Below are 22427 nucleotides of genomic sequence, written 5' to 3'. Positions count from 1 at the left end.
GGCGTGCACCTCAAGGCCCTGACCCTGCGTGGTTTCAAATCGTTCGCGTCCGCCACCACCCTGCGGTTCGAACCGGGGATCACCTGCGTCGTCGGCCCCAATGGATCCGGAAAGTCCAATGTGGTGGACGCGCTCTCCTGGGTCATGGGAGAACAGGGAGCCAAATCCCTGCGCGGCGGCAAGATGGAAGACGTGATCTTCGCCGGGACGACCGGGCGGCCTCCGCTCGGCCGCGCGGAAGTATCGCTGACCATCGATAATTCCGATGGCGCATTGCCCATCGAGTACGCCGAGGTGACGATCACCCGGATCATGTTCCGCAATGGCGGCAGCGAATACCAGATCAATGGCGACACCTGCCGGCTGCTGGACATTCAGGAACTCCTGTCCGACTCCGGCATCGGCCGCGAGATGCACGTCATCGTCGGCCAGGGCCAGTTGGACTCCGTCCTGCACGCCGACCCGATGGGCCGCCGGGCCTTCATCGAGGAGGCCGCCGGCGTCCTCAAGCACCGCAAGCGGAAAGAGAAGGCGCTGCGGAAGCTGGACGCCATGGGCGCCAACCTGGCCCGCGTCCAGGACCTCACCGACGAGCTGCGCCGCCAGCTCAAGCCGCTCGGCCGGCAGGCCGCCGTGGCCCGCCGGGCCGCCGTCATCCAGGCCGACCTGCGCGACGCCCGGCTCCGGCTCCTCGCCCACGACCTGGTGACCCTGCGCGACGCGCTCCGCGACGAGATCGCCGACGAGGCCGAGCTCAAGAAGCGCAAGGACGCGGCCGAGGCCGAGCTCAAGGCGGCCCAGGCCCGGGAGACGGAGTTGGAGGGCGAGGTGCGCCGCCTCGCGCCCCGGCTCCAGCGGGCCCAGCAGACCTGGTACGAGCTGTCGCAGCTGGCCGAACGGGTACGCGGCACGATCTCGCTGGCCGACGCCCGGGTCAGGAGCGCCACCGAAGCTCCCGCCGAGGAGCGCCGGGGCCGCGACCCCGAGGACCTGGAGCGCGAGGCCGCCCGCATCCGCGAGCAGGAGGCGGAGTTGGCGGCGGCCCTGGAGGCGGCCGAACACGCCCTGGAGGACACCGCCGCCCACCGCGCCGACCTGGAGCGCGAGCTCGTCGCCGAGGAGCGCCGGCTCAAGGACGCCGCCCGCGCCATCGCCGACCGCCGCGAGGGGCTCGCCCGGCTCAACGGCCAGGTCAACGCGGCCCGCAGCCGGGCCGGTTCGGCGCAGGCCGAGATCGACCGGCTGGCCGCATCGCGCGACGAGGCCCAGGAGCGCGCGGTCACCGCCCAGGAGGAGTACGAGCAGCTCAAGGCCGAGGTCGAAGGGCTGGACGCCGACGACGAGGAGCTGACCGCCCGCCACGAGGAGGCCAAGCGAGCCCTGGCCGGGGCCCAGGCCGCCCACAGCACCGCCCGCGACGAGGCGACGTCCGCCGAACGCAGGCGGGCGGCGGTCGCGGCGAGGCACGAGGCGCTGGCCCTGGGGCTGCGCCGCAAGGACGGTACGGGAGCGCTGCTCGACGCCCGGGACCGGCTGACGGGCCTCCTCGGGCCCGCCGCCGAACTGCTCACCGTCCGGTCCGGCTACGAGGTCCCGGTCGCCGCCGCCCTCGGCGCCGCGGCGGACGCGGTGGCGGTCAGGGACCCGGCCACGGCGGCCGAGGCGATCCGGCTGCTGCGCGCACAGGACGCGGGGCGCGCGGCGATGCTGCTGGGGGGCGGGGCGGAGGACGACGCGGCGCGGGGCGGGGCGGCAGAGGACGACGCGAGGGAGGGCGTCCGGCCCCCTCACGTACCGGAGCAGTCGGGCGGCGCGGACCCGGAGCCCACCCTCGTACCGGGTCAGACGGGTGGCGCGGACCCGGAGCCCCTTCACGTACCAGGCCAGTCCGGCGGCGCGGACCCGGAGCCCCCTCACGTACCGGAGCAGTCCGGCGAGCCCGTACGGCAGGAGGTCCGGGAGGCGGCGCACGGTGCGGTGACTCCGCCGCCCGCGCCGGACGGTGCGGAGCAGGTGGCCGTCGCGGCCCCTCCGCAGGGTGGAGCCGAGAACGCCCCCGCCCGCACCGTCGCGGCCCCTCCGCAGAGGGACGCCGCCCCCGCCGTGGCCGACCTGGTGACCGGCCCCGCCGCCCTGCTGGCAGCCGTACACCGCCTCGTCCACGGCATGGTCGTCGTCGCCACCCTGGAGGACGCCGAGGCGCTCGTGGCCGCGCAGCCGGGGCTGACCGCGGTGACCGGTGAAGGGGACGTGCTCTCCGCCCACTTCGCGCACGGCGGGTCCGCGGGCGCGCCCAGTCTCCTGGAGGTGCAGGCGTCCGTGGACGAGGCCGCCGCCGAGCTGGCCGACCTCGCGGTGCGGTGCGAGGAGTTGGCGCGGGCCCAGCGGCTGGCGGGGGAGCGGCGCGGGCAGGGGGCCGCGCTCGTCGAGGAGCTGGGGGAGCGGCGGCGGGCGGCCGAGCGGGAGAAGTCGGGCGTCGCCCAGCAGCTCGGCCGGCTCTCCGGGCAGGCCCGGGCGGCGGCGGGCGAGGCCGAGCGGATGACCGCGTCCGCCGCCCGGGCCCAGGAGGCCCTGGAGCGGGCGGTGGAGGAGGCCGAGGAGCTGGCCGAGCGGCTGCTCGTCGCCGAGGAGGCCCCGGTCGAGGAGGAGCCCGACACCTCCGTACGGGACCGGCTCGCCGCCGACGGGGCCAACGCCCGGCAGACCGAGATGGAGGCCCGGCTCCAGGCCCGTACCCACGAGGAGCGGGTGAAGGCGCTGGCCGGGCGCGCGGACGGGCTCGACCGGGCGGCCAGGACCGAACGCGAGGCCCGCGCCCGCGCCGAGCAGCGCCGGGCCCGGCTGCGGCACGAGGCGGCCGTGGCCTCCGCCGTCGCCTCGGGGGCCCGGCAGCTGCTGGCGCACGTCGAGGTGTCCCTCGTACGGGCCGACCGGGAGCGCACCTCGGCGGAGGCCGCCAAGGGCGAGCGGGAGCGCGAACTGGCCGCCGAGCGGGGCCGGGGCCGCGATCTCAAGGGCGAGCTGGACAAGCTCACCGACTCCGTCCACCGGGGCGAGGTGCTGGGCGCGGAGAAGCGGCTGCGCGTCGAGCAGCTGGAGACGAAGGCCCTGGAGGAGCTCGGGGTGGAGCCCGCGGGACTGACCGCCGAGTACGGCCCCGACCAGCTGGTGCCGCCGTCGCCCGCGGCGGAGGGCGAGGAGCTGCCGGAGGACCCGGAGCATCCGCGTAACCGGCCGAAGGCGTTCGTCCGGTCCGAACAGGAGAAGCGGCTGCGGTCGGCCGAACGGGCGTACCAGCAACTCGGGAAGGTGAATCCGCTCGCCCTGGAGGAGTTCTCGGCGCTGGAGGAACGGCACAAGTTCCTCTCCGAGCAGCTTGAAGACCTGAAGAAGACCCGGGCCGACCTGCTCCAGGTGATCAAGGACGTCGACGAGCGGGTCGAGCAGGTGTTCACGGAGGCGTACCGGGACACCGCGCGCCAGTTCGAGGGCGTCTTCGCCCGGCTCTTCCCCGGCGGTGAGGGGCGGCTGATCCTGACCGATCCGGACAACATGCTCGCCACCGGGGTGGATGTGGAGGCGCGCCCTCCGGGCAAGAAGGTGAAGCGGCTCTCCCTGCTCTCGGGCGGTGAGCGGTCCCTGACGGCGGTGGCGCTGCTGGTCTCCATCTTCAAGGCCCGGCCGAGTCCGTTCTATGTGATGGACGAGGTGGAGGCGGCGCTCGACGACACCAACCTCCAGCGGCTGATCCGGATCATGGAGGAGCTCCAGGAGAGCTCCCAGCTGATCGTGATCACCCATCAGAAGCGGACGATGGAGGTCGCCGACGCGCTGTACGGGGTCTCCATGCAGGGTGACGGCGTGTCGAAGGTCATCAGTCAGCGGCTTCGCTGAAGTTTTACCCGATCATCAACGTTTCGACGCACCTTCTGGGCGCCCCGGGGTACACGTCGCTCCGACCCGCTGTTTGACTTCGTTACTTGAACGCATAACCTCTGCAAAGTTGATTTCACCTTCAAGTGGTGGCGGGCCGGATGTTGTGCCCCACTGAGAAGGCTCACCACCACGTCTGACGTGCGGCCAGGCATCAGGAGTTCACGTGACCAGCACAGCGAACGGACCCGAGTCCGGAGCCCGAGCGGCCCATCCGGACCACCTCGGCCATGTCATCTTCATCACGGCGGCCGCAGCGATGGGCGGCTTCCTCTTCGGCTACGACAGTTCCGTCATCAACGGGGCCGTGGAGGCGATCCGCGACCGGTACGACATCGGCTCCGGGACGCTCGCCCAGGTCATCGCCATCGCGCTGATCGGCTGTGCGATCGGCGCCGCCACCGCGGGACGCATCGCGGACCGGATCGGCCGTATCCGCTGCATGCAGATCGCCTCGGTGCTCTTCACGGCCAGCGCCATCGGCTCCGCGCTGCCGTTCGCGCTCTGGGACCTGGCGATGTGGCGCATCATCGGCGGCTTCGCCATCGGCATGGCCTCGGTCATCGGCCCGGCCTACATCGCCGAGGTCTCCCCGCCCGCCTACCGCGGCCGGCTCGGCTCCTTCCAGCAGGCCGCGATCGTCATCGGCATCGCCGTCTCCCAGCTGGTCAACTACGCCGTCCTGCAGATCGCGGACGGCGACCAGCGGGGCGACATCCTGGGCCTGGAGGCATGGCAGTGGATGCTCGGCGTGATGGTCGTCCCGGCCATCCTGTACGGGCTGCTCTCCTTCGTGATCCCCGAGTCCCCGCGCTTCCTCATCTCGGTCGGCAAGAAGCAGCAGGCACGAAAGATCCTCGAAGAGGTCGAGGGCAAGAACGTCGACCTCGACGCCCGCGTGGCCGAGATCGAGACCGCCATGCACCGGGAGCACAAGTCCTCCTTCAAGGACCTGCTCGGCAACCGCTTCTTCTTCCTGCCCATCGTCTGGGTCGGCATCGGCCTGTCGATGTTCCAGCAGCTCGTCGGCATCAACGTGGCCTTCTACTACTCGGCGACGCTGTGGCAGTCCGTGGGCGTCGACCCGACCGACTCGTTCTTCTACTCGTTCACCACATCGATCATCAACATCATCGGCACCGTGATCGCGATGACGCTGGTGGACCGGGTGGGCCGCAAACCGCTCGCCCTCGTCGGCTCCGTCGGCATGGCCATCGCGCTCGCCGTCGAGGCGTGGGCCTTCTCCGCCGACCTGGTCGACGGCAAGCTGCCCGAGACCCAGGGCGTGGTGGCCCTGATCGCCGCCCACACGTTCGTGCTCTTCTTCGCCCTGTCGTGGGGCGTCGTCGTCTGGGTCTTCCTGGGCGAGATGTTCCCGAACCGCCTGCGCGCCGCCGCCCTCGGCGTCGCCGTGTTCGCGCAGTGGATCGCCAACTGGGCGATCACCGCGAGCTTCCCCAGCCTGGCCGACTGGAACCTCTCGGGGACGTACATCATCTACGCCTGCTTCGCCGTGCTCTCCATCCCCTTCGTGCTCAAGTTCGTCAAGGAGACCAAGGGCAAGACGCTGGAGGAGATGGGCTAGCCGCCTCCTTCAGGCTCACGCACCGCCCTTCATGCCCACGCACCGCCCCGGCTCACCCCCGAGCCGGGGCGGTCGGCGTCTCCAGGGCCCCGCAGAACAGCCGCAGGCTGCGCCACCCCTCCTCCACCGGCATCCCGCCGCACAGCGGATGCAGCACCAGGGAGTCCGCGTCCAGGGCCGCCAGTTCGCCGGGCGTGACGATCCGGTACACCCCCTCCGCGCGCAGCTCCGCCACCGTCGTGGCCGCCGAGCGCACCGCCGAGCGGATGTCCTTCGACTGCCAGGAGGCGTACGTCCGCGCCTCGTGCAGCAGGTGCTCCCCGTACAGCGCCCATGTCCGCTCCGGGTCCTCGGAGACATGGAGCAGCGGCGTCCGGGCCGCCGGCATCATGCAGAACCCCTCCGTCCCGTACTCCTCCCGCTGCCGGTGGTAGTACGCCTCCAGCTCCGGCAGATGCGCGCTCGGGAACAGCGGCAGCCCCAGCCGGGCCGCCCGCCGCGCCGCCGCCCGCGAGCTGCCGCCGACCAGGAGGAGCGGATGCGGCCGCGTGTACGGGCGCGGGGTGACGCGTACCGTACGCCCCCGGTACGGGAACGGCTCCCCGGTCCACGCCGTCAGCAGCGTCTCCAGCAGCTCGTCCTGGAGCCTGCCGCGCCGCCCCCACTCCACGCCCGCCCGCTCGTACTCCTCCGGGCGGTAGCCGATCCCCGCGACCGTCACCAGCCGGCCCGCGCTCAGCAGGTCGAGCACCGCGACGTCCTCCGCGAGCCGCAGCGGGTCGTGCAGCGGCCCGATGACCGCCGAGACGGTCACCGCGATGCGCCGGGTGGCTCCGAAGACGGCCCCGGCGAAGGTGAAGGGCGAGGGCAGCCAGGAGTTCGCCACCCCGTGGTGCTCCTCGGTCTGCACCGTGTCGACGGAGTGCTCGTCGGCGTACGCGGACATCTCCAGGGCGGCGCGGTAGCGGGCCGAGAGGGTTACGGGGGTGGCTTCGGGATCGACGAGATTGAACCGGACCACGGTGAAGGCCATGACGGGCGTCCCCTTTCGCCGGGTGGGCAGGGCTCGCCTGAGGGGCGGGCGGGGCGCACAGTAGCTGACGCTCCGTCAGAAGGGTAGGGGTCGCGGGGAGCGGGGTGAGGGCCTCTGTCGTGCCGGTCCGCTCGGCCGGGGCCCTCTGGCGTGGCGGCCGAGGAGCCGGCCCGGGCGTGGCCCGGGGCCGCCCGTGCGGCCGCCGGGGCCAGGGGGCGGGCGCGCGGACCGGCGCGCGGGCGGGCTGCGACGAGCCGTACGCGTACCGTTACAGCCTCCCGCTTCTGCGGTTCTCCCCCCTTCGTGGCCGATACTGGTCGGGTTATGGAAATCGTCATCCTCGCTGTAGTCATCGCCCTGGTCGCTGTCGGCCTGATCGGCGGCCTCGTGGTCGGCAGCCGCAAGAAGCGGAAGCTGCCGCCCCCGCCGCCGAGCACGCCGACCATCACCCCTCCCGCCGAGCCGCAGGTCGGCGAGGAGGCCGAGACACCGCGCGACGAAGCGCGGCGCACCATCGACGAAGTCGGCCTCCCGGACGCCACCGCGCCCGTCGAGGAGGCCCCGGTCGTCGAGGCTCCCGCGCCACCCGCGCTGGAGATCCCCGAGCCCACCGAAGGCCGGCTCGTCCGGCTGCGGGCCCGGCTCGCCCGCTCGCAGAACTCGCTGGGCAAGGGGCTGCTCACGCTGCTGTCCCGGGACAACCTGGACGAGGACACCTGGGAGGAGATCGAGGACACCCTCCTCACCGCCGACGTCGGCGTCGCCCCCACCCAGGAACTGGTCGAGCGGCTCCGCGAGCGTGTCCGGGTGCTCGGCACCCGCACGCCCGAGGACCTGCGCGCCCTGCTGCGCGAAGAGCTGATCACCCTGCTCGGCCCGGACTTCGACCGCGAGGTCAAGACCGAGGGCGGCGCCGAGACGCCCGGCGTCGTGATGGTCGTCGGCGTCAACGGCACCGGCAAGACCACCACCACCGGCAAGCTGGCCCGGGTGCTCGTCGCGGACGGCCGCAGCGTGGTGCTCGGCGCGGCCGACACCTTCCGCGCCGCCGCCGCCGACCAGCTCCAGACCTGGGGCGAGCGCGTCGGAGCCCGTACGGTCCGCGGGCCCGAGGGCGGCGACCCGGCGTCGATCGCGTACGACGCGGTGAAGGAAGGCATCGCGGAGGGGGCCGACGTGGTCCTCATCGACACCGCCGGCCGGCTGCACACCAAGACCGGTCTCATGGACGAGCTGGGCAAGGTCAAGCGGGTGGTGGAGAAGCACGGCCCGCTGGACGAGATCCTGCTCGTCCTGGACGCCACCACCGGACAGAACGGCCTGGTGCAGGCCCGGGTGTTCGCGGAGGTCGTGGACATCACCGGCATCGTCCTCACCAAGCTCGACGGCACCGCCAAGGGCGGCATCGTCATCGCGGTCCAGCGCGAGCTGGGCGTGCCGGTGAAGCTGATCGGGCTGGGCGAGGGCGCGGACGACCTGGCTCCGTTCGAGCCGGGGGCCTTCGTGGACGCGCTGATCGGGGACTGACGCGTCATCGTCCCGTACGGCGGACGGGCGGCGGCTCCTGCGAGGAGCCTGCCGCCCGTCCGCCGTACGGGCCTGTCGTCAAGCCGCCGGGCGTCGCGCGGCGGCTTGACGACAGGCCGGCCTAGGAGCGGTGGCAGACGTACGCCAGCGTCCCCAGCAGCAGCCGTGCCTGCGGGGGAGCGGCGGCGGTGTCCAGCGCCGGGGGCCGCAGCCAGCGGACCGGACCGAGGCCGCCGAGGTCGGACGGCGGGGCGGTGATGTGCGCGCCCGCGCCCAGCGCCCGCAGATCCAGGTCCGCGTCGTCCCAGCCCATGCGGTAGAGCAGCTCCGGCAGCTCGGCGGCGGCTCCCGGGGCCACGAAGAACTGCGCCCGCGCGGTCGGCGTCACCGCCACCGGGCCCAGCGGCACCCCCATCCGCTCCAGCCGCACCAGAGCGCGCCGCCCGGCCTGCTCCGCGACGTCCAGGACGTCGAAGGCGCGGCCCACCGGCAGCAGCATCGAAGCGCCCGGCGTCTCGGCCCAGGCGTCCGCGGCCCCGTCGAGACCGGTGCCGGCCGGAACCTCCCGGGCGAAGCCCAGCGGGTGGGCGCCGGGCGAGGGGCAGGCCCGCTGCCCGCAGGAGCAGACGCCGGCCTCGGCCCGGGCGCCGGGCGCGACGGCCCAGCCCCAGAGTCCTGTGTACTCGGCCACCGCGGTGCTCTCGGCGCTGCGGCCGCGCCGCCGTGTGCCGGAACGTTTCTCACGGATGCCGCCGATCGTGAAGCCCATGCCCCCTCCAACGGGTCCGACTCATCGGTGGTTACGACCGGGAGCGCTCGGGTAACCCTCCGTCGCCGCCACTCGATCGAGTGGCGTGCGCCGTGGTGCGCGAGGTGGTGCGGAACGGCGTGTGCGCCCTTGAGTGCTTCCGTACGCTCGTCATCGGTCGTACTCGCCCAAGTCAAGCGCGCCGGGCGGCAGTCGGGTTCATTCGAAGGGGTGGCGAATGGTGGCGTTTCCTCAATTCCCCTCGCGGGAGGGGTGATCGTAGGATTACCGTCGGTACACGAACCCTGGAAGGATGTGCGGCCACGGGTATGCCGCGGGCAACCCGATTTCCTGTTCGACGGCGGGCGGCGTTCGATGGTGGGCGACTCCCGTGCGTACGACACCGGTGCACGACGTTCCGATGGTGGTTCGAGTGGTTCGCGCGATGGAGGATTTCAGCGGGATGGGGGCGTTCCAGTGAGTGGCAGCGGCGCAGGCGAGACGGACACCGGGAAGCGCCCCAACGCGCAGTTGGGCTCCTGGTTCGTGCGCAGTGGCTGGTCCAAGGGCGAGCTGGCACGCCAGGTGAACCGGCGGGCGCGACAGATGGGCGCGCACCACATCAGCACCGACACCTCCCGGGTGCGGCGCTGGCTCGACGGGGAGCAGCCGCGCGAGCCGATCCCGCGCATCCTCTCCGAGCTGTTCTCCGAGCGCTTCGGCGCGGTGGTCGCCGTCGAGGACCTCGGGCTGCGCACCGCCCACCAGTCGCCCTCCGTGTCCGGCGTCGACCTCCCCTGGGCCGGGCCGCAGACCGTCGCCCTGCTCAGCGAGTTCTCCCGCAGCGACCTGATGCTGGCCCGGCGGGGCTTCCTCGGCAGCTCGCTCGCGCTGGCCGCCGGGCCCGCCCTGATCGAGCCGATGCAGCGCTGGCTGGTGCCCGTGCCGCCCAAGGGCCCGGGCGAACCGGAGTCGGAGGCCGCCGCCCGCAGGCCCTCCCGGCTCTCCGGCCCGGAGCTGGACCTGCTGGAGTCCACCACCGAGATGTTCCGGAAGTGGGACGCCCAGTGCGGCGGCGGACTGCGCCGCAAGGCCGTCGTCGGGCAACTCCACGAGGTCACCGACCTGTTGCAGGAACCGCAGCCCGGCCCCACCGCCAAGCGGCTCTTCCGCTGCGCCGCCGAACTGGCCGAGCTGGCGGGCTGGATGAGCTACGACGTCGGCCTCCAGCCCACCGCGCAGAAGTACTTCGTCCTCGCCCTGCACGCCGCCAAGGAAGCCGGGGACAAGCCGCTCGGCAGCTACATCCTCTCCAGCATGAGCCGCCAGATGATCCACCTGGGCCGCCCCGACGACGCCCTGGAGCTGATCCACCTCGCCCAGTACGGCAGCCGCGACTGCGCCACCTCCCGCACCCAGGCCATGCTGTATGCGATGGAGGCCCGCGCCTACGCCAACATGGGCCAGCCCAGCAAGTGCAAGCGGGCCGTCCGGATGGCCGAGGACACCTTCGGCGACGCGGGACTGGACGGCGAGCCCGAGCCCGACTGGATCCGCTTCTTCTCCGAGGCCGAGCTCAACGGGGAGAACGCCCACTCCTACCGCGACCTGGCCTACGTCGCCGGCCGCAGCCCCACCTACGCCTCGCTCGCCGAACCCGTCATGGGCAAGGCCGTCGAGCTGTTCGGCGACGACGAGGAGCACCAGCGCAGTTACGCGCTCAACCTGATCGGCATGGCCACCGTCCACCTCCTCCAGCGCGAGCCCGAACAGTCCACCGTGCTCGCGGGACAGGCCCTGAAGATCGCCAAGAAGGTCCGCTCCGAGCGAGTCAACACCCGGCTGCGCAAGACCGTCGACACCGCCGCCAGGGACTTCGGGGACGTCGCCGACGTCGCCCGGCTCACCGACCTGCTCAGCGAACAACTGCCGGAGACCGCCGAAGCGGTCTGACCCGGCCCCACCGGCCCCGGCCGCGGCGCGCCCTCCGTACAGCCCGACTCGGCTCCCCCATCGCCTGGTCACCCGGAGGAGCGCCGTGGCCGGTTCGCGTCGTAGGGCCCCCGGAGGGATCCGGCGGCGTTTCAACCGCACCGTATGCGGCGTGGGCTGCATGGTAGGCAGGGCACCGGACCCGCCACCCGGGATTCATTCCGACGTAACACGCACCACCTCTTCGTCACGCTCGCGAAACATCGTGCGGCATCCCCGGAAACGGCGCTCCGCCAATCTCATGGCGCACAGGCGGTCTCCGGCCATGATCCGCCGGACACCCTCTGACCGGCCCGCACCTTCCCAGTGGTCCCGCAGCTTCCCCCCGCACGCCGCGGCCGCTCCGACGACGAGGAGACGCCGATGCCCCCAGGCATCACGACGCTTGCCGCAGACGCCCCAGAGCTGTCTGCCGCCAACACCGGGTTCATGCTCATCTGCTCGGCCCTGGTGATGCTCATGACCCCCGGCCTGGCCTTCTTCTACGGAGGCATGGTCCGCGTCAAGAGCACCCTCAACATGCTGATGATGAGCTTCATCAGCCTCGGGATCGTCACGATCCTGTGGGTGCTCTACGGATTCAGCCTCGCCTTCGGCTCCGACATCGGCTCCGTCATCGGCTGGAGCTCCGACTACGTCGGCCTCAGCGGCATCGGCATCACCGAACTCTGGGACGGCACCACCATCCCGGTGTACGTCTTCGCCGCCTTCCAGCTGATGTTCGCCATCCTCACCCCGGCCCTGATCAGCGGTGCGCTCGCCGACCGCGTGAAGTTCACCGCGTGGGCGCTGTTCATCGTCCTGTGGGTCACGATCGTCTACTTCCCCGTCGCCCACTGGGTCTGGGGCTCGGGCGGCTGGCTGTTCGAGATGGGCGTCATCGACTTCGCCGGCGGTACGGCGGTCCACATCAACGCGGGCGCCGCGGCCCTCGGCGTGATCCTCGTCATCGGCAAGCGCATCGGCTTCAAGAAGGACCCGATGCGGCCGCACAGCCTGCCGCTCGTCATGCTCGGCGCGGCCCTCCTGTGGTTCGGCTGGTTCGGCTTCAACGCCGGTTCCTGGCTCGGCAACGACGACGGCGTCGGCGCGGTCATGTTCCTCAACACCCAGGTCGCCACCGCCGCCGCCGTCCTCGGCTGGCTCGTCTACGAGAAGCTGCGCCACGGCTCCTTCACCACCCTCGGCGCCGCCTCCGGCGCGGTCTCGGGTCTGGTCGCCATCACCCCCGCGGGCGGTTCGGTCAGCCCCCTCGGCGCCATCGCGGTCGGCGCGATCGCCGGTGTCCTGTGCGCCATGGCGGTCGGCCTGAAGTACAAGTTCGGCTACGACGACTCCCTGGACGTCATCGGCGTCCACCTCGTCGGCGGCGTCATCGGCTCCATCCTGGTCGGCTTCTTCGCCACCGGCGGTGTCCAGTCCGACGCCAAGGGCCTCTTCTACGGCGGCGGCGTCGACCAGCTCGGCAAGCAGGTCGTCGGGGTCGTCGCGGTCCTCGCGTACTCTCTGGTCGTCTCCGGCCTCATCGCCCTGGTCCTCCACAAGACCATCGGGATGCGGGTCTCCGAGGACGACGAGGTCTCCGGCATCGACCAGGTCGAGCACGCCGAGACCGCATACGACTTCAGCGGCGCCGGCGGCGGCACGGTCTCCCGCACCACCGCCCCCGCGACGGACACGACGGCAGCACCGAAGGCGAAGAAGGTGGACGCATGAAGCTCATCACCGCGGTCGTGAAGCCCCACCGGCTGGACGAGATCAAGGAGGCCCTCCAGGCATTCGGCGTCCAGGGGCTCACCGTCACCGAAGCCAGCGGTTACGGGCGTCAGCGCGGCCACACCGAGGTCTACCGGGGCGCCGAGTACACCGTCGACCTCGTCCCCAAGATCCGCATCGAGGTCCTCGTCGAGGACGAGGACGCCGAACAGCTCATCGAGGTCGTCGTCAAGGCCGCCCGTACCGGCAAGATCGGTGACGGAAAGGTCTGGAGCGTCCCGGTCGAGACCGCCGTCCGCGTCCGGACCGGCGAACGCGGCCCGGACGCCCTCTGACGGACGCACCGCCGAACGGTCGGACGCCCTTCGACCGAAGGGCCCCGCCGAACGGCCGGAAGCCCTCTGACCGACGGCCCGCCAAACGGAAGGCACCTGGGTGACGAGCACCGAAGCGAGCACCGAAAGCCAGGACTCGGGACCCAGCGGCTACGCGGCGGCCCGGCTGCACCTCCTCCAGCAGGAGGTGCGGTCCGGGCCGCCGCGCCGTGCGGCCCTGGCCAAGCTCACCGACGACTGGCTCAGCGGCCTGTTCACGGCGGCGGCGGAGCGCGCCGGGGTCCGCGGCGCGGCCCTCGTCGCGGTCGGCGGCTACGGCCGCGGCGAACTCTCCCCGCGCAGCGACCTCGACCTGCTCCTCCTGCACGACGGCAGCGCCGACGCCGCGGCGCTCGCCGCCCTCGCGGACGGCGTCTGGTACCCGGTCTGGGACCTGGGCCTGGCCCTCGACCACTCCGTACGCACCCCCGGCGAGGCCCGCAGGACGGCCGGGGAGGACCTCAAGGTCCAGCTCGGCCTGCTGGACGCCCGCCCCGTCGCCGGGGACCTCGGCCTGGTCGCCTCCCTGCGCACCGCGATCCTCGCGGACTGGCGCAACCAGGCCCCCAAACGCCTCCCCGCCCTCCACGAGCTCTGCCAGGAGCGCGCCGAGCGGATGGGCGAGCTCCAGTTCCTGCTGGAACCCGACCTCAAGGAGGCCCGCGGCGGCCTCCGCGACGCCACCGCCCTGCGCGCCGTCGCCGCCTCCTGGGTCGCGGACGCCCCCCGCGAAGGGCTCGACCAGGCCCGCCGCACCCTCCTGGACGCCCGCGACGCCCTCCACCTCACGACCGGGCGCGCCACCGACCGCCTCGCCCTCCAGGAACAGGACCAGGTCGCGGACGCGCTCGGGCTGCTCGACGCCGACGCGCTGCTGCGCCAGGTGTACGAGGCCGCGCGGACGGTCTCGTACGCCACCGACGTCACCTGGCGCGAGGTCAACCGGGTGCTGCGCGCCCGCTCGGTCCGCCCCCGGCTCCGCGCCATGCTCGGCGGCGGCCGCGTCTCGGCCAAGCCCGCCCCCGAGCGCGCCCCGCTCGCGGACGGCGTGGTGGAGGCGGACGGCGAGGTCGTCCTCGCCCGCGCCGCCCGCCCCGACCGCGACCCCGTCCTCACCCTGCGCGCCGCCGCGGCGGCGGCCGAGGCCGGGCTGCCGCTCTCCCGGCACCTCGTACGCCACCTCGCCACCACCGTCCGGCCGCTGCCGGTGCCGTGGCCGCCCGAGGCCCGCGAGGAGCTCGTCACCCTGCTCGGCGCGGGGGAGGCCGCCATCGGCGTCTGGGAGGCGCTCGAAGCGGAAGGGATCATCACCCGGCTGCTGCCCGACTGGGAACGCGTCCACTGCCGCCCCCAGCGCAACCCCGTCCACACCTGGACCGTCGACCGGCACCTGGTGGAGACCGCCGTCCGCGCCGCCTCCCTCACCCGCCGCGTCCACCGACCCGACCTCCTCCTGGTCGCCGCCCTCCTCCACGACATCGGCAAGGGCTGGCCCGGCGACCACTCGGTGGCCGGCGAGGTCATCGCCCGCGACATGGCCACCCGGATCGGCTTCGACAAGCACGACGTGGGCGTCATCGCCACCCTCGTACGCCACCATCTCCTGCTCGTCGAGACCGCCACCCGGCGCGACCTGGACGACCCCGCCACCGTCCAGTCGGTCGCCGAAGCCGTCTCCTCCGCCTCCACTTTGGAGCTGCTGCACGCCCTCACCGAGGCCGACGCGCTCGCCACCGGACCCGCCGCCTGGTCCGCCTGGCGGGCCTCCCTCGTCACCGACCTGGTCAAACGCGTCGCCGCCGTCCTCGCGGGGGAGAGCCCCGAGGAACCGGAGGAGGCCGCGCCCAGCGCCGAGCACGAACGCCTCGCGATCGAGGCCCTGCGCACCGGCGAGCCCGCCCTCACCCTGCACACCCAGCCCGAAGAGCCCGCCGGGGAGGGCGAGGTGGAACCGGTGGGCGTCGAGCTGCTCATCGCCCTGCCCGACCGCCCCGGCGTGCTGCCCGCCGCCGCCGGAGTCCTCGCCCTGCACCGCCTCACCGTGCGCGCCGCCGACCTGCGCGCGGTGGAGCTCCCCGACGAGGTGGGCGGGTCGGTGGACCTGCTGCTGCTCAGCTGGCGGGTGGCAGCCGAGTACGGGTCGCTCCCGCAGGCCGCCCGGCTCCGCGCCGACCTCGTACGCGCCCTGGACGGCTCCCTGGACATCCGGGCCCGGCTCGCGGAGCGGGAGGCCGCCTACCCGCGCCGCAGGGGCGTGAAGGCCCCGCCGCCCCGGGTGACCGTCGCCGCCGCGGGTTCCCGGCTCGCCACCGTCATCGAGGTCCGCGCCCAGGACGCCCCGGGGCTGCTGCACCGGATCGGCAACGCCCTGGAGCAGAGTGCCGTACGGGTGCGCAGCGCCCATGTCTCCACCCTCGGCGCCAACGCCGTGGACGCCTTCTACGTCACCGGGACCGATGGCGAACCGCTGCCCGAGATCCGGGCCGCCGAGGTCGCCCGGGAGGTCGAGAAGGCCCTCGGCTGACCCGTGGGGGGTCTTGCCGGTCACGCCGGGCTCCGCGGTGCCCTGGCGCCCCGCCTCGCGGCGTTGTCGCCGCTCGGCGCGGCTCCGCCATGACTCCCTCCTCCGCCTTGCGACGTACGGCGGAGGACCCCGCTCCCCGATCCGGCCGGGCCGGCAGGACACCCCCACGACAGCTCCGCACGGCCCTCGCCCGGCTCCGTATCCGGGCGAGGGCTTGGTGTTCTCCGGGGGACGGATACCCTGGAGGGCGATTGACCTGCCCCGCCCCCGACCCTGAGGACCGACGAGCGCCGTGTTCGATACTCTCTCCGACCGCCTTAGCGCGACTTTCAAGAACCTCAGGGGCAAGGGCCGCTTGTCCGAGGCGGACATCGACGCCACGGCACGCGAGATCCGTATCGCCCTGCTGGAAGCCGACGTCGCCCTGCCCGTGGTCCGGGCCTTCATCGCCAATGTGAAGGAGCGGGCGCGCGGCGCCGAGGTCTCCCAAGCGCTGAACCCCGCCCAGCAGGTCGTCAAGATCGTCAACGAGGAGCTCGTCTCCATCCTCGGCGGCGAGACCCGGCGGCTGCGGTTCGCCAAGACCGCGCCCACCGTGATCATGCTCGCCGGCCTCCAGGGCGCCGGCAAGACGACGCTGGCCGGAAAGCTCGGCCTCTGGCTCAAGGGCCAGGGCCACTCCCCGCTGCTCGTCGCCTGCGACCTCCAGCGCCCCAACGCCGTCAACCAGCTGAGCGTCGTCGCCGAGCGCGCCGGCGTCGCGGTGTACGCCCCCGAGCCGGGCAACGGCGTCGGCGACCCGGTCCAGGTGGCCAGGGACTCCATCGAGTTCGCCAAGGCCAAGGTCCACGACATCGTCATCGTCGACACCGCCGGCCGCCTCGGCATCGACCAGGAGCTGATGCGGCAGGCCGCGGACATCCGCGACGCCGTCAGCCCCGACGAGATCCTCTTCGTCGTCGACGCGATGATCGGCCAGGACGCGGTCAACACCGCCGAGGCGTTCCGCGACGGCGTCGGCTTCGACGGCGTGGTGCTCTCCAAGCTCGACGGCGACGCCCGCGGCGGTGCGGCCCTGTCGATCGCCCATGTCACGGGCAAGCAGGTCATGTTCGCGTCGAACGGCGAGAAGCTGGAGGACTTCGACGCGTTCCACCCGGACCGGATGGCCTCCCGCATCCTCGACATGGGTGACCTGCTCACCCTGATCGAGCAGGCGGAGAAGACGTTCAGCCAGGAAGAGGCCGCCAAAATGGCCTCGAAGCTCCAGTCGAGCAAGGGTGGCAAGGACTTCACCCTCGACGACTTCCTGGCCCAGATGGAGCAGGTCCGCAAGATGGGCTCCATCTCCAAGCTGCTCGGGATGCTGCCCGGCATGGGGCAGATCAAGGACCAGATCAACAACATCGACGAGCGCGACATCGACCGCACCGCCGCGATCATCAAGTCGATGACTCCCAAGGAGCGCGCCGAGCCGACGATCATCAACGGCTCGCGCCGGGCCCGTATCGCCAAGGGCTCGGGCGTCGAGGTCTCCGCCGTCAAGAGCCTGGTGGAGCGCTTCTTCGAGGCCCGCAAGATGATGTCGAAGATGGCCCAGGGCGGCGGCATGCCCGGAATGCCGGGGATGCCCGGCATGGGCGGCGGCCCCGGCCGTCAGAAGAAGCAGATCAAGCAGGCCAAGGGCAAGCGCAAGAGCGGCAACCCGATGAAGCGCAAGGCCGAGGAGGCCGCCGCCGCCGAGCGCCGCGAGCAGGCCGCCGCGGCCGCGCAGGGCGGGGCGTTCGGGCTCCCGGCCCAGGAGGACAAGAACTTCGAGCTGCCGGACGAGTTCAAGAAGTTCATGGGCTGACCGGCTTCGAGCAGTTCATGGGCTGACCGGCCCGTTTCGCTGACCGGCCCGTCTCCCGGGCTGTCCGGCCCGTTCCCGGATCGACCGGCCCGCCGGAACCACGCGTAAGGGGCGCCCTCTCTCAAGGGCGCCCCTTACGCATGCCGCGAACGGTCGCCCGTCAGGTCGTGCAGACCAGATAGCGGAAGACGTTCGGCATCCACACCGTGCCGTCCGGCCGCCGGTACGGATGCAGCGCCTCCGCCACCTCCTTCTCCACCTGGGACCGGTCGGTGGCCCGTACGGCCGCGTCGAAGAGCCCGGTGGACAGCAGCCCCCGCACCGCGCTGTCCGGATCCGCGTACCCGAACGGGCAGGACACCCGCCCCGAACCGTCCGGCTTCAGACCCGCCCGCGCGGCCACCTCCTCCAGATCGTCCCGGAGCGTCGGCCGCCACCCTCCCGGGCGCGGCGGTCGCGCGGACTCCGCCAGCCGGGCCGCGACCCGCAGCACCGGCGCCGTGGCGCACCGCTCCGGCGGACCCCAGCCGGTCAGCACCACGGTGGCGCCCCGGGCCGCCAGCGGCACCGCCGACCGCAGCGCGGGCGCCAGCCCCTCGGAGTCGCCGGCCGCGCAGCCGATCGGCTCGAACACCGTGATCAGGTTGTACGGAGCACCCTCCGCGCCGCCCGTGGCGGGATCGCTGTCGTGCAGCCGGGCCCGGCCGCCCGCCGGATGCGCGGGCGCACCCTCCCCGTCCGCGTCGGGCAGCAGCCGCTCGCGGGCCAGCGCGAGGCGCTCCCGGTCGGAGTCCACGCCCGTGACGTGCGCCCCCCGGGCCGCCGCGACGAGCATGGCGAGCCCGGAGCCACAGCCGAGCGACAGCATCCGGGTGGCGGGTCCGACCTCGAGCCGGTCGTACACCGCCTCGTAGAGCGGTGCCAGCATGCGTTCCTGGATCTCGGCCCAGTCGCGGGCACGGGTACCGGCGTCCGCCGGCGCGGACGGATCCGCGTCCCGGTGGTTCCGGACGAGCGTTCGTGTCATGGAAAGCGCCCCAATCCGCCAAGAGGTCGGTCTTGCCCGAGTGGACGGCCCCCGCGTGCGTACGTCCGCACCCCCCGTATGCCAGGGAACTGCGCATCCGCCGTTCCGTCCAGGGGTTGTGGGGCAATGCTTGCGTGCCCCGGTCGTGCGCCCCGTCCGGCGGACCACCGCGCCAGGCCATTTCACGTCGTCGTGAGCCCGGTCCGGACCGAGGGCCTGCCGTCGACCCCGTCGCCCGCCGGATGACACCCGGCACGCGCACTCGGCCGCACACGCCCTCGTACCGCGTCTGCTCCTCGGACCAGTCTTACCCGACACCGCCCGCCAGGCACGTCGAGCGGCCCGGCGGGTACCCTCGCCGCAGGGGCCCGTAAGAGGCGCCGAGCGCCGGCGCACCGCACATCCCGCGCGCCGGGCGCACCGAACGCTGTGCACCACCTTGGTGTGAGCTGTGCGTCTTCTCCGCAGTTCGGCGCACCCGCCCGCGTCCGGACGCATCGAGGACACATCACGAGCAACTGACTGGTACGTGCAAATTATTTGGGATGCCCCGGAATAGGAACACCAGGGCACTCGGACTCGTTGTCACGACGTGAGCACGACACCACCTGTACTTGCCGCAGAGCTGGCGCAGGCGTGGGCCGACATTCAGCGGTACCACCCCGAGCTGCCCGATCTAGCCGCGCCCGAGTCCCTGATCGGAGAGTCCTCGTCCGCCTGTGGCGCCGAGCTCTCCTTCGAGCGACTGCTCCATGAGGCAGTCCACGGCATCGCCGCCGCGAGAGGAGTCCGCGACACCTCCCGCGCCGGCCGCTACCACAACCGACGCTTCCTCGCGATCGCCGAGGAGCTGGGCCTCGATCATGCCGAGGAACCCCACCCCAGCAGCGGATTCTCCCTGGTCACGCTGAATCCGGAAGCCAAGCGCCGGTACCGTCCGACCACTGAACGGCTGCAGCGCGCCCTCAAGGCGCACACGGTCGCCACCGCCGCCGACACCAAGCGCTCCTTCCGCGGACCTGCCGCCCGGCACGGTTCCTCCGGGGGCGGGGTCCGGGTCAAGGCCGTCTGCGACTGCGGACGCAACGTCCGCGTCGTCCCCTCGGTCCTGGCCCAGGCGCCGATCGTCTGCGGTGGCTGCGGCAAGCCGTTCCAGATCCCGGAAGCGGCGGTCGCGGTGGGGTGAGCAGCTGTGGTGTGGCACAATGGCTAGCTGTACTCGACAGTCGCACAGGACCCCTCTCTCCTCCGGCTGACGCGTCCATCGGGCACTCCGAGTACCGCAACCCCACGTGGCATCTAGTTGTGCCCAACCACGTCATAGACCAGGAGACACCACTCCCGTGGCAGTCAAGATCAAGCTGAAGCGTCTGGGCAAGATCCGTTCGCCTCACTACCGCATCGTCGTCGCCGACTCCCGTACCCGCCGTGACGGCCGGGCCATCGAGGAGATCGGCCTGTACCACCCGGTGCAGAATCCCTCGCGCATCGAGGTCAACGCAGAGCGCGCGCAGTACTGGCTGTCCGTCGGCGCCCAGCCGACCGAGCCGGTCCTCGCGATCCTGAAGCTCACCGGTGACTGGCAGGCCCACAAGGGCCTCCCGGCCCCCGCGCCGCTGCTGCAGCCGGAGCCCAAGGCTGACAAGCGTGCCCTGTTCGAGGCGCTGTCCTCGGACGGTGACGAGGCCAAGGGTGAGGCCATCACTCCCAAGGCCAAGAAGTCCGACAAGAAGGCGGACGAGGCGGCTGACGCTGCCGCGTCCACCGAGTCGACCGAGGCCTGAGCATGCTCGAGGAGGCTCTCGAGCACCTCGTGAAGGGCATCGTCGACAACCCCGACGACGTGCAGGTGGCCTCGCGCACCCTGCGCCGCGGGCGCGTGCTGGAGGTCCGGGTCCACCCCGACGACCTCGGCAAGGTGATCGGCCGCAACGGCCGCACCGCTCGCGCTCTGCGGACCGTCGTGGGCGCCATCGGCGGCCGTGGCATCCGGGTCGACCTCGTCGACGTGGACCAGGTCCGCTGACCGCAGTTGAACACCGGCCAGGGCCGGGGAGGGCTTTCGAGCCGTCCCCGGCCTTTGTCGTCGGCCACCCCGGACGTTCCCCCGGTCCACGTCCGTAACCCATCCATCGGAGAGACAGCGTGCAGTTGGTAGTTGCGCGGATCGGCCGCGCCCACGGCATCAAGGGCGAGGTCACCGTCGAGGTACGAACGGACGAGCCGGAGCTGCGGCTCGGACCCGGCGCCGTCCTGGCCACCGACCCGGCGGCCACCGGCCCGCTGACGATCGAGACGGGCCGGGTGCACAGCGGCAGGCTGCTGCTGCGCTTCGAGGGCGTGCGTGACCGCACGGGCGCGGAGGCCCTGCGCAACACCCTGCTGATCGCCGAGGTGGACCCGGAGGAACTTCCGGAGGACCCCGAGGAGTTCTACGACCATCAGCTCATCGACCTGGACGTCGTCCTCGCGGACGGCACCGAGATCGGCCGGATCACCGAGATCTCCCACCTGCCCTCGCAGGACCTGTTCATCGTGGAGCGCCCGGACGGCAGCGAGGTGATGATCCCCTTCGTGGAGGAGATCGTCACCGGGATCGACCTGGAGGAGCAGCGCGCGGTCATCACCCCGCCGCCCGGCCTGATCGACGAGAGCGAGGCCGTGGTGGCCTCCTCCCGCGACGAGGAGGCGGCCTCCGGGGGCGCGGGCTCCGCGGACGCTGCCTCCGGGGACGCGGGCGAGGACGAGGCGCCGAAGGGCGACGCCTGATGCGGCTCGACGTCGTCACGATCTTCCCCGAGTACCTGGACCCGCTGAACGTCTCCCTGGTCGGCAAGGCCCGCGCCCGCGGCGTGCTCGACGTCCACGTCCACGACCTGCGGGAGTGGACGTACGACCGGCACAACACGGTCGACGACACCCCCTACGGCGGCGGTCCCGGCATGGTCATGAAGACCGAGCCCTGGGGGGACGCGCTGGACGAGGCGCTGGCGGACGGGTACGAGTCCGGCGCGCACACCCCGGTCCTGGTCGTGCCCACGCCCAGCGGCCGCCCGTTCACACAGGAGCTGGCCGTCGAGCTCTCCGCCAAGCCCTGGCTGGTCTTCACCCCGGCGCGGTACGAGGGCATCGACCGCCGGGTGGTCGACGAGTACGCCACCCGCCTCCCGGTCGTCGAGGTCTCCATCGGCGACTATGTGCTGGCCGGCGGGGAAGCCGCCGTCCTGGTGATCACGGAGGCCGTGGCCCGGCTGCTGCCCGGCGTCCTCGGCAACGCCGAATCGCACCGCGACGACTCCTTCGCCCCCGGCGCGATGGCCGATCTGCTGGAGGGCCCCGTCTACACCAAGCCGCCCGAGTGGCGCGGCCGGGGCATCCCGGACGTCCTGCTCAGCGGCCACCACGGGAAGATCGCGCGCTGGCGGCGCGACCAGGCGTTCGCCCGTACCGCCCTCAACCGGCCCGACCTGATCGAGCGGTGCGAGGCGAGCGCCTTCGACAAGAAGGACCGCGAGATCCTCTCCATCCTCGGCTTCGCCCCGGAGCCCGGCGGCCGATTTTGGCGCAGGCCGTCCGCCGTGGAAGAATAGGCCGCTGCTGTACGTCCGGTGTGCGCCCCTGCCACAGGGGGAAAGACGCCCGCCCGACGCGATCAGCACTCCGAACTCCTCTCGATATCCCGTCGATGACCTGTGGCATCGGCGAAGAAAGCAGAACTCATGACCTCCCTGCTCGATGGCGTCAACTCCGCCTCCCTCCGCACGGACCTCCCGGCGTTCCGCCCCGGTGACACCGTCAACGTCCACGTGCGCGTGATCGAGGGCAACCGCTCCCGTATCCAGCAGTTCAAGGGCATCGTCATCCGCCGCCAGGGCTCGGGCGTCAGCGAGACCTTCACGGTCCGCAAGGTCTCCTTCAGCGTCGGCGTCGAGCGCACCTTCCCGGTCCACAGCCCGATCTTCGAGAAGATCGAGCTGGTCAGCCGCGGTGACGTCCGCCGTGCCAAGCTGTACTTCCTCCGTGAGCTCCGCGGCAAGGCCGCGAAGATCAAGGAGAAGCGCGACAACTGAGCCGCGTCCACGGGGTGACCGGCACGGCGCCCCCTGGCGTCCACAG

At 72.3% G+C, this 22427-nt stretch carries 17 protein-coding genes; 14 read left to right on the top strand and 3 right to left on the bottom strand.

What is annotated here, in order from left to right; genetic code table 11:
• Positions 1-3: 3 nt before the first annotated feature.
• Together ACLJPL_RS11355 and ACLJPL_RS11350 are read left to right on the top strand one after the other, a co-directional pair.
• A complete protein-coding gene (locus ACLJPL_RS11355) occupies positions 4-3894 on the top strand; it encodes an AAA family ATPase (RefSeq protein ID WP_411080651.1) in 3891 nt (1296 codons plus the stop codon).
• Between the two features lie 205 nt (positions 3895-4099).
• Positions 4100-5518, top strand: coding sequence for a sugar porter family MFS transporter (locus tag ACLJPL_RS11350; protein WP_411080650.1), 1419 nt, complete (start codon positions 4100-4102; stop codon positions 5516-5518).
• A 52-nt stretch (positions 5519-5570) separates the two neighbouring features.
• Here the strand turns inward: ACLJPL_RS11350 and ACLJPL_RS11345 are convergent, their stop codons facing one another.
• Entirely contained in the window at positions 5571-6551 is a 981-nt protein-coding gene (locus ACLJPL_RS11345; protein WP_411080649.1) for an LLM class flavin-dependent oxidoreductase, read from the bottom strand.
• Between the two features lie 324 nt (positions 6552-6875).
• Between ACLJPL_RS11345 and ftsY the strand changes: the two genes are divergently transcribed.
• Positions 6876-8078: a signal recognition particle-docking protein FtsY gene (gene ftsY, locus ACLJPL_RS11340; RefSeq protein WP_411080648.1), complete on the top strand. Its 1203-nt coding sequence runs from the start codon at positions 6876-6878 to the stop codon at positions 8076-8078.
• 121 nt (positions 8079-8199) lie between these two features.
• Here ftsY and ACLJPL_RS11335 read toward each other — a convergent pair whose 3' ends face one another.
• Entirely contained in the window at positions 8200-8847 is a 648-nt protein-coding gene (locus ACLJPL_RS11335) for a bifunctional DNA primase/polymerase (protein WP_411080647.1), read from the bottom strand.
• Positions 8848-9303: 456 nt separating this feature from the next.
• On the opposite strand from ACLJPL_RS11335, the gene ACLJPL_RS11330 reads away from it, so the two are divergent.
• From ACLJPL_RS11330 to ffh, 5 genes are all read left to right on the top strand, one after another.
• The gene (locus ACLJPL_RS11330) at positions 9304-10779 is read left to right on the top strand and encodes a hypothetical protein (protein ID WP_411080646.1); all 1476 of its coding nucleotides are present in this window, start codon (positions 9304-9306) and stop codon (positions 10777-10779) included.
• 402 nt (positions 10780-11181) lie between these two features.
• Positions 11182-12534: an ammonium transporter gene (locus ACLJPL_RS11325; RefSeq protein WP_411080645.1), complete on the top strand. Its 1353-nt coding sequence runs from the start codon at positions 11182-11184 to the stop codon at positions 12532-12534.
• Complete coding sequence (locus ACLJPL_RS11320) at positions 12531-12869, top strand: P-II family nitrogen regulator (RefSeq protein ID WP_003965965.1); 339 nt, start codon at positions 12531-12533, stop codon at positions 12867-12869. The genes ACLJPL_RS11325 and ACLJPL_RS11320 overlap by 4 nt, the downstream gene beginning before the upstream one ends.
• Before the next feature lie 100 nt (positions 12870-12969).
• A complete protein-coding gene (locus tag ACLJPL_RS11315; protein WP_411080644.1) occupies positions 12970-15432 on the top strand; it encodes a [protein-PII] uridylyltransferase in 2463 nt (820 codons plus the stop codon).
• Between the two features lie 292 nt (positions 15433-15724).
• Positions 15725-17284, top strand: coding sequence for a signal recognition particle protein (ffh, locus tag ACLJPL_RS11310; RefSeq protein WP_411080643.1), 1560 nt, complete (start codon positions 15725-15727; stop codon positions 17282-17284).
• A 160-nt stretch (positions 17285-17444) separates the two neighbouring features.
• Here ffh and ACLJPL_RS11305 read toward each other — a convergent pair whose 3' ends face one another.
• Positions 17445-18311, bottom strand: a complete 867-nt coding sequence (locus tag ACLJPL_RS11305; RefSeq protein ID WP_411080642.1) for a class I SAM-dependent methyltransferase — start codon at positions 18309-18311, stop codon at positions 17445-17447.
• 592 nt (positions 18312-18903) lie between these two features.
• Between ACLJPL_RS11305 and ACLJPL_RS11300 the strand changes: the two genes are divergently transcribed.
• The 6 genes from ACLJPL_RS11300 (at position 18904) to rplS (ending at position 22381) form a co-directional block, all read left to right on the top strand.
• Entirely contained in the window at positions 18904-19497 is a 594-nt protein-coding gene (locus ACLJPL_RS11300; RefSeq protein WP_018509633.1) for a hypothetical protein, read from the top strand.
• A gap of 157 nt (positions 19498-19654) precedes the next feature.
• Positions 19655-20095 carry a 30S ribosomal protein S16 gene (gene rpsP / locus ACLJPL_RS11295; RefSeq protein ID WP_015611678.1) on the top strand — a complete coding sequence of 147 codons (441 nt, stop codon included), beginning with the start codon at positions 19655-19657 and terminating at the stop codon, positions 20093-20095.
• A 2-nt stretch (positions 20096-20097) separates the two neighbouring features.
• Positions 20098-20337, top strand: a complete 240-nt coding sequence (locus ACLJPL_RS11290) for an RNA-binding protein (protein ID WP_003980229.1) — start codon at positions 20098-20100, stop codon at positions 20335-20337.
• 119 nt (positions 20338-20456) lie between these two features.
• Positions 20457-21080, top strand: coding sequence for a ribosome maturation factor RimM (gene rimM, locus ACLJPL_RS11285; RefSeq protein ID WP_411080641.1), 624 nt, complete (start codon positions 20457-20459; stop codon positions 21078-21080).
• The gene (trmD, locus tag ACLJPL_RS11280; RefSeq protein WP_411080640.1) at positions 21080-21901 is read left to right on the top strand and encodes a tRNA (guanosine(37)-N1)-methyltransferase TrmD; all 822 of its coding nucleotides are present in this window, start codon (positions 21080-21082) and stop codon (positions 21899-21901) included. Before rimM ends, trmD begins: the two co-directional genes overlap by 1 nt.
• A gap of 129 nt (positions 21902-22030) precedes the next feature.
• The gene (gene rplS / locus ACLJPL_RS11275) at positions 22031-22381 is read left to right on the top strand and encodes a 50S ribosomal protein L19 (RefSeq protein ID WP_411080639.1); all 351 of its coding nucleotides are present in this window, start codon (positions 22031-22033) and stop codon (positions 22379-22381) included.
• Positions 22382-22427: the final 46 nt, after the last annotated feature.

Source organism: Streptomyces sp. cmx-18-6 (assembly GCF_046548915.1).
Taxonomy (GTDB): Bacteria; Actinomycetota; Actinomycetes; order Streptomycetales; family Streptomycetaceae; genus Streptomyces.
This window is presented reverse-complemented; position numbering and strand designations above follow the sequence as displayed.

Excerpts from the sequence above, each read along its gene's own strand:
- ACLJPL_RS11305 (WP_411080642.1), bottom strand. The coding sequence starts at position 18,311 with ATGACACGAACGCTCGTCCGGAACCACCGGGACGCGGATCCGTCCGCG.
- ACLJPL_RS11345 (WP_411080649.1), bottom strand. The coding sequence starts at position 6,551 with ATGGCCTTCACCGTGGTCCGGTTCAATCTCGTCGATCCCGAAGCCACC.
- ACLJPL_RS11335 (WP_411080647.1), bottom strand. The coding sequence starts at position 8,847 with ATGGGCTTCACGATCGGCGGCATCCGTGAGAAACGTTCCGGCACACGG.
- ftsY (WP_411080648.1), top strand. The coding sequence starts at position 6,876 with ATGGAAATCGTCATCCTCGCTGTAGTCATCGCCCTGGTCGCTGTCGGC.
- ACLJPL_RS11325 (WP_411080645.1), top strand. The coding sequence starts at position 11,182 with ATGCCCCCAGGCATCACGACGCTTGCCGCAGACGCCCCAGAGCTGTCT.
- ACLJPL_RS11320 (WP_003965965.1), top strand. The coding sequence starts at position 12,531 with ATGAAGCTCATCACCGCGGTCGTGAAGCCCCACCGGCTGGACGAGATC.
- rplS (WP_411080639.1), top strand. The coding sequence starts at position 22,031 with ATGACCTCCCTGCTCGATGGCGTCAACTCCGCCTCCCTCCGCACGGAC.
- trmD (WP_411080640.1), top strand. The coding sequence starts at position 21,080 with ATGCGGCTCGACGTCGTCACGATCTTCCCCGAGTACCTGGACCCGCTG.
- ACLJPL_RS11290 (WP_003980229.1), top strand. The coding sequence starts at position 20,098 with ATGCTCGAGGAGGCTCTCGAGCACCTCGTGAAGGGCATCGTCGACAAC.